The organism is Egibacteraceae bacterium (genome assembly GCA_040905805.1).
Lineage (GTDB): Bacteria > Actinomycetota > Nitriliruptoria > Euzebyales > Egibacteraceae > DATLGH01.
On record JBBDQS010000048.1, the window covers coordinates 71,824 to 78,695 of the forward strand.

Here is a 6,872-nt window from a genome sequence, read left to right on the forward strand (position 1 = left end):
GGTATAGGCTCCAGCATGCAGGTATGTGCTGTCGTGCTCGCGTCTGGGCGGCGGTCACCGGCGTGTTGCAGGGGGCGTGGATAGGGCATGGAGAGCCTGGAGCGGGGCCGTTCGAGCTTCGACCGGCACGTCTGGGGTGACGCCTACGCGCAGCTGTCAGCCGCAGACGGTGAGGAGCCGCTCGGGCCGGAGGATCTGCGGCGGCTCGCCGTGGCCGCGGCTGTGCGGTGCGCCTTCTGGCTGGCCCTCGAGTTGTTCAACCGGGGGGAGATGGCCCGCGGTGGCGGGTGGCTCGCCCGGGCGCAGCGGCTGCTCGACGACTACGGGCAGGAGTGCGTGGAGCAGGGCTATCTGCTCCTGCCGTTGGCGCTGCGGACGCTGGAGTCGGGCGACCCGGTGGGGGCACGGGAAACCTTCCTACGAGCGACTGACCTGGGGGGACGCTACGGCGAGCCGTGGCCTACGACGCCGGGCAGAACTCCACCGACAACCAACACCACCTCGAAACCACCGCCGTGGGCTATGTGACCTCGCTGCCGCCGTCCAACCATCCAGCGCTGCTGGCCATCAACCACGACGCGTTCGAGGTCGTCGACGCCGACCGCTTCCCCGGCGTGACCGCCCATGACACCACCGTGACCGCCTACGGCGTCACCCGCCGCTGTGTCATCACCCACTCGCCCGACTTCCACGCCGCCCAGACACGCGGGTTCTCCCAGACCCTGGCCAAAGCACGCCGCCAACTCGCCGAGCTGCAAGCCCGCCTCGCCCGCGGCCGCACCCGCAAGAACACCGCAGCCATCCAAACAGAGATCGACCGTATCCTCGCGCCCCGCTGGCTGGGCCGCGTCATCACCGTCGAGCTCACCGGCGAAGATGCCGCCACCCGCAGGCTGCGCTGGCGCACCAACCACCGCGCCCGCGCCAAGCTCGAAGACGAGCTGTTCGGCAAACGCATCCTGTTCACCAACCGCGACAACTGGCCCGTCGCCGAGGTCGTGGGCGCCTACCGCTGGCAACCCGACGTCGAAGCCGGCTTCCGCCAGATGAAGGACCCCAAAGTCGTGTCGTTCTCGCCGATGTTCCACTGGACCGACCACAAGATCCGCATGCACGCCTTCTACTGCACCCTCGCGCTGCAGATCGCCCATCTCATGCGCCGCACCGCCGCCCACGCCGGCCTGCCCATGTCCGTGCGTGAGCTGCTCGCCACCCTCGCCGGCATCGAAGAGACCGTGCTGGTCTACCCCTCCACCGGCGGACGGCCCAAAGCCAGGCGCATGCTCACCGACATCAACCCCACCCAGCAGCGCCTCTACGACCTGTTCGGCCTCGACCGCTACGCCCCACGCGCTTAGGTCATACACTCCCACCAGCAGAAAACATGCCCTGACCTGCACATTCACCGCTCAACACGTCGCCATCCAGGAAAGTCGGGCTAGGGCAGTCCGCTGAGGACTGGCTCCACGCAGGTGAACGCGGGGTCGACCAGGGCGGCGATCGCGTCGAGGTCCTCGCGTGTCGGGTCGATCACGCCAACGGTCAGGTGCTCGGCGGCGGCGCTGTAGCTCAGGGTGCCGTCGTCGTGCAGTGGCCGGAGCGCCTCCTGTGCCGCGCCCAGCTCCCGCTCGGTGGCCGCCGCCTGCGAGACGGGGTCGGGTTCTTCCTCGGAGCTGATGTCGGGCACCTCGTCGCAACGGCGCAGCGGGTGCCCGTCGAACACCGCGTCAAGCGCCGCGGCGCTCATCTGCCGCGGCGGCGCCGGCGGGGCGGGCGCAGGAGATCCGTCGTAGGGAGGCAGGGACAGCTGGGTCTCGACGTCGCCGCCGTGCCCCTCGTGCTGGCGCAGGACCGCGGTGAGCTGCTCGGGCAGGTCACCGCGGTGCACCGCGACAACGTGCGCGGTGGTGAGCAGCGGCTCCTCGCACCCGCCGGGCGGCGGCAGGAACGTCGGTTCCAGGACACCACCGGACAGGCGCATCTCGACCAGGTCGTCGGGACAGGCGTCCTCCGCGCGCACGGACACCAAGACCACACGCGTGCCGAAGTCCACCTGGGGTGGCGGTCCCGCGAAACCGTGGTGGTCCCAGAGCCGGCTGAACGAGTCCGCGTCGCCGGCCAGGTGCCAGCCGTCGTCGCCGGTCGCCGTCTCGGATACGCCGAGCACCTCGAACCAGATCGCGTCCGCGGCTGCGGCCGGTGTCGCCGGCTCGGACCGGTCCGACTGTCCAGGCTGCAGCGGCTCGCCACAACCAGCCAGCACCAGCACGGCGAGCACCGGCACGGCCAGCACCCGGCGGATGCGATGCATCGGCTGCCTTCCCCTCTGTTCGTGACGTGCCAGAGCCAGTGAGGGCGATTCTCTGCTGTGCCGGGCAGGGCGGTCGCGCTGCGACCGCCATGGAGATGCTGAAGCCACAGTCGTCCTGTCAGACGCCGCCTCATCCGCGGGGGTTCCGGGATCGGCGATGGGCGCTGCCGGCTCACGGGCGGGTGACCCGGTACTGCGCCACCACCTGCGGTGCACCAGAGTACGACAGATGCACGCTCGCCACGGTCGCCTTTCGTGGCCATACTGCTGGCCATGTCGGCACCCGCAGGGCCGTACTACGGCCGTGATCTGGCCCTCGTCCATCACCGGGGGTTCGGCGCTCACGCTTCCGGCTGCGCGGACGGGATGCTGGCGCTGCTGGAGCCGGTTCGGCGGTCCCGTGGCCTGGTGCTGGAGCTGGGATGCGGCAGCGGACTACTGACCCGCTACCTGGTGGAAGCGGGACATCGGGTGGTCGCCAGCGATGCGTCCTCGGCGATGCTGGATCTGGCTCGGTCGGTCGTGTCCGACGCCGACGAGCTCTGCCGTCTGGTCCTGCCGGATGACCACCTGCCAGCAGCGGACGCGGTGGTATCGGTCGGCCACGCGCTGAGCTACCTCGCCGACGAGGACGCGATCGACCGTTCGCTGGTCGCCATCGCCGAGGCGCTCCGCCCTGGTGGGATCCTGGCTGTCGACATCTGCGACCTGCGCTGGGCGGCATTGCGCGGCGACCAGCCCACGGTGGGATCCGTCGGGGAGGATTGGGCGGTCATCACGGAGTCCACGGTGCCCGCGCCGAACAGATACGTCCGCGACATCACGACGTTCGTGCGGGTCGAAGACGGGTCGTGGCGGCGTGGGCACGAGCGTCACGAGAACGTGTTGATCGACACGTCCGGGGTTCCGGAGCTGCTGGCCCGCCACGGCGTGGACGTCACCGTGGTGTCGACGATCGGCAGCTACCAGCTGCCGGCGGGCCTGGTGGCCATCATCGGTCGTCGTCGGCCGTGAGCGCCTACCCTGCCTGACCTGGGCCGGCGATCGCCACGAGGACGGCGATGTCGTCGTGGGCGACGCCGTCCTGGTACGCGAGCGCGGAGGTTTCGATCGCCCTGCTGAGGGCGGCGGCAGAGCCGCCGGCTTCGGCTTGCACCACCTCGGTGACGCCGGCCACCTCGAGCTGGCTGCCACCGCGGTTGCGCGCCTCCAGCACGCCGTCGGTCAGGAGGATGAGCCCGTCGCCGGCCGCAAGCTCGACGGTCGTGCTGGTGAGCTCGATCTCGTCGAAGAGGCCGACCGGCGTCCCGGTCAGCGGCAGGGCGGTGACGGTGCCGTCCGCGCGGAGCACCAGCGGCACGGGGTGGCCGGCGCTGGCGATGCGGGCGGTCACGCCACCGCCGTGGTGCGCGGTGGCCAGCACGCAGCAGACGGTGGCGAAGCGCGGCTCGAGCTCGTCGGACGCGACGTCGCCGCGCATGACGGCGTTCAGGTCCTCCAGGATGGCAGCGGGTTCGCGGTTGCGGATGGCGGCGGCACGGAGCGTCCATCGGGCCAGGCCGGTGATGCGCGCCGCCTCGGGGCCCTTACCGCAGACGTCACCGAGCACCATGCACCACTCGTCGCCCACGGCGAAGACGTCGTAGAAGTCTCCGCCGACCTCGACGCCCTCCAAGGCGGGGTGGTACCGCGCCGCCAGGTCGATGCCGGCGATGGACGGCAGGCGGGGCGGCAGCAGGCTCTCCTGCAGGGTGCGGGCCAGGGCCGCGGAGCGCTCGCCGGCCTGGGTGATCGCGGCCTGCTGCGCCCGTTCCACGGTGACGTCGCGAAACGTCCAGGCCCATCCCAGATAGGCGCCCTCGTCGGTGTGCAACGGGATGCCGTGGCGGTCGAGCACCCGGCCGTCGGCGAGGTGGATCTCGTCCTGGGCGGTCGCCGGGGGGGCGGCGTAGAGGGTGCGCACGCGCGCGATGAACGACGCCGGGTCCGCCACCTTGTCCATGGCCTGCTCCAGGAGCAGGTCGTCGTCCTCGGTCGCCGCGCGCGCCGCGTCGAACCCCCACACCTCCGCGAAGCGGTCGTTGCGTGACAGCACCCGGCCGCCTGGGTCGACGACGAGGATCCCATCGAGGCTGGCCCGGTACAGCGCACCGAGCAGCGCGGCCTGGTAGCGCTGCGCCGCGCGATCACGCTCCCCCGCCTCGTACAGGACCGCGTTCTCGATCAGCACGCCGGCCCGCCCGACCAATTCGGCGGCCAGGGCCATCCCGGCGTGGTCCAGATGGCGGGACCCGGTGGCGAGGAAGATCACCGCTCCTACGGGGTCGCCCCGGCCACGGATCGGCAGCACGAGGCCGCTGGTCACCCGGAGGCTCTGCAACGCCGCCCGTTGGGCGTCGCTGGTGGCCATCGCCGCGAGCTCGCCCTCCCCGAGGTGCTGGATGCGGCTGGTGACACCGTTGCGGATCGCGGCACCGACCCCGGTGGGGGCGTCGAGACGGACCGGCCAGCGCTCGGCGAGGTCGCGCAGGATCCGCTCGCCCTCGGCGTCGGTGTGGGACACCGCGACCAGCCGGACGTGCTCGCCCTCACGCACGTAGACCGCGGCGCAGTCGGCGACGTGCGGCACACCGACGGCGCCCAGGCGTGTGAGCCGCTCGTCCAGGTCGAGGGTGTCGCCCAAGGTCGCGGACACCCGCGCGAGCAGGGCGAGGCGCTCGGTCGCGGCCTCGGCGGCGGCCCGGGCGGCGGACTCCCCGGCGAGCAGCGCCGTGCGCTCCTCCTCCGCGCGACGGCGGGCGGTGACGTCGCGGGTGATCCCGATGTAGCCCGTCAGGTGCCCTCCGGCCACCAGGGGTTGGGCGTCGCAGTGGAGCCAGCGCGTGCTCCCGTCGGGCCACACCACCCGGTGCTCGACCATGTAGTCGTCACCGGCTTGGGTGGCGGCGTCCACGGTCGCCATCACCGCGGCACGGTCATCGGCGTGGACGAGGTCGGCCCAGGCCTGAATCGTGCCGGCGAAGGAGCCCGGGGCCAGGCCGAAGAGCGCCTCCAGGGCGGGGTCCCACGCGGTGGCGCCCGACGCGCGGTCCCACTGCCACACGCCGAGCCCGCCGGCGCGCAACCCAAGGCGCAACCGCTCGAGCTCCACACGCACGTGGGCTGCCGCGTCGCCGACCGTGCCGCCGCCGTCCGTGCCGCTCACCGTCCCGATCCGCCTCGGCGGGGCCGCCGACGGCCCCACCCGGTGACACAGGATACGGCCGGCCGGGGCCGAGATCCGCGGCAGGACGCGCGCACCCTCGTGCGCCACGCCGGCGGCCGCACACGTCGGGATCAGCGAGCGCGTAGGCTCGGGGCCCATGGCTACCGATGAAGAACGCATCGCCCTGTTCCTCGACTACGAGAACCTCGCCATCGGCGCGCGCGAGGACCTCGGGGGCATGGCGTTCGACCTGAAGCCCGTCGCCGACGCGCTGGCCGAGCGGGGCCGGGTCGTGGTGCGCCGCGCCTACGCCGACTGGTCCTACTTCGACGCCGACCGGCGCATGCTGACCCAGCAGCACGTCGAGCTCATCGAGATCCCCCAGCGCATGGGCGCGGTCCGCAAGAACGCCGCGGACATCAAGATGGCCGTCGACGCGATCGAGCTGTCCTTCGAGCGCAGCTACATCACCACGTTCGTGATCTGCACCGGCGACAGCGACTTCACCCCGCTGGTCGGCAAGCTGCGGGAGCTGAACAAGCGGGTGATCGGCGTCGGCCTGCATGCGTCCACGTCGGCGATGCTGCCGCCCGCGTGCGACGAGTTCCTCTTCTACGAAGGTCTCGAGGGCGTCAACGTGCCCCAGCGCACGAAGGGCCGCAGCGGGCGCCGGGGCCCGTCTCGGCCGCCGGCGGCGAAGCCCACCACCCGGGGCGGTGCCGCGGTGACCTCCGAGCAGGCGCCGCAACGCGAGCCGGTTGCCCACGAGCCCGAGAAGGAGATGTCCACCCCCAAGGGCGAGCCCGCCGAGCTCGGCAAGCTCGTCACCCAGACCCTGTCGGGCCTGCACCGCTCGACCGGTGGGGAGGTGCTGGCCTCGACGCTGAAGCGCGCGCTGCTGCGCAAGGACCCGACGTTCAGCGAGGCGGACTACGGCTTCCGTGGCTTCGGTGAGCTCCTGCGCCACCTGGAGTCCAAGAAGGTCATCGAGCTGTCGGCCGGCACGGCCAAGGGTGACCCGGAGGTCGGCTTCCCCGAGGAGTCCAGCGGCGAGGAGGGGGCGTTCGCGCTGCTGCGCGACGTCGTCGCCGACCTGCAGAAGGAGGGCGACCTGCCGCCCCTGTCGGGGTTGAAGGACGTGCTGCGCAAGCGCCAGTCGGACTTCAGTGAGAAGGAGTTCGGCTTCGGCGGGTTCCTGCAGTTCGCCAAGGCCGCGCGCACCCGCGGGGTGATCACCATGGAATGGGACGACGACGCCGACGACTACGTCCTGGCCGTGCCGGACGCCTGAGCTGAGACGTGAATCGCCGGATCGTGCGGAGGCGATTCTCCGCTGTGCAGGGTGTGGCGGTCGCG

Annotated in this window: 6 protein-coding genes; 4 read left to right on the plus strand and 2 right to left on the minus strand. The window is 71.8% G+C overall.

The genetic code is table 11. The annotated features are described in order from the left end of the window. The first annotated feature begins 87 nt into the window (after positions 1–87). Positions 88–528, plus strand: a complete 441-nt coding sequence (locus tag WD250_05920; protein ID MEX2619737.1) for a hypothetical protein — start codon at positions 88–90, stop codon at positions 526–528. Further along, positions 456–1,358, plus strand: coding sequence for a hypothetical protein (locus tag WD250_05925; GenBank protein ID MEX2619738.1), 903 nt, complete (start codon positions 456–458; stop codon positions 1,356–1,358). Before WD250_05920 ends, WD250_05925 begins: the two co-directional genes overlap by 73 nt. 80 nt (positions 1,359–1,438) lie before the next feature. Here WD250_05925 and WD250_05930 read toward each other — a convergent pair whose 3' ends face one another. After that, positions 1,439–2,311 carry a hypothetical protein gene (locus WD250_05930; GenBank protein MEX2619739.1) on the minus strand — a complete coding sequence of 291 codons (873 nt, stop codon included), beginning with the start codon at positions 2,309–2,311 and terminating at the stop codon, positions 1,439–1,441. A gap of 255 nt (positions 2,312–2,566) precedes the next feature. Here WD250_05930 and WD250_05935 point away from each other — a divergent pair, with 255 nt between their 5' ends. Next, positions 2,567–3,325, plus strand: coding sequence for a methyltransferase domain-containing protein (locus WD250_05935; protein ID MEX2619740.1), 759 nt, complete (start codon positions 2,567–2,569; stop codon positions 3,323–3,325). Positions 3,326–3,329: 4 nt separating this feature from the next. Here WD250_05935 and WD250_05940 read toward each other — a convergent pair whose 3' ends face one another. Next, the gene (locus tag WD250_05940) at positions 3,330–5,516 is read right to left on the minus strand and encodes a SpoIIE family protein phosphatase (GenBank protein MEX2619741.1); all 2,187 of its coding nucleotides are present in this window, start codon (positions 5,514–5,516) and stop codon (positions 3,330–3,332) included. Positions 5,517–5,673: 157 nt separating this feature from the next. Between WD250_05940 and WD250_05945 the strand changes: the two genes are divergently transcribed. After that, entirely contained in the window at positions 5,674–6,807 is a 1,134-nt protein-coding gene (locus WD250_05945; GenBank protein MEX2619742.1) for a PIN domain-containing protein, read from the plus strand. Positions 6,808–6,872: the final 65 nt, after the last annotated feature.

Coding starts and splice junctions, on each gene's coding strand:
- WD250_05920 (MEX2619737.1), top strand. CDS start 88: ATGGAGAGCCTGGAGCGGGGCCGTTCGAGCTTCGACCGGCACGTCTGG.
- WD250_05945 (MEX2619742.1), top strand. CDS start 5,674: ATGGCTACCGATGAAGAACGCATCGCCCTGTTCCTCGACTACGAGAAC.
- WD250_05930 (MEX2619739.1), bottom strand. CDS start 2,311: ATGCATCGCATCCGCCGGGTGCTGGCCGTGCCGGTGCTCGCCGTGCTG.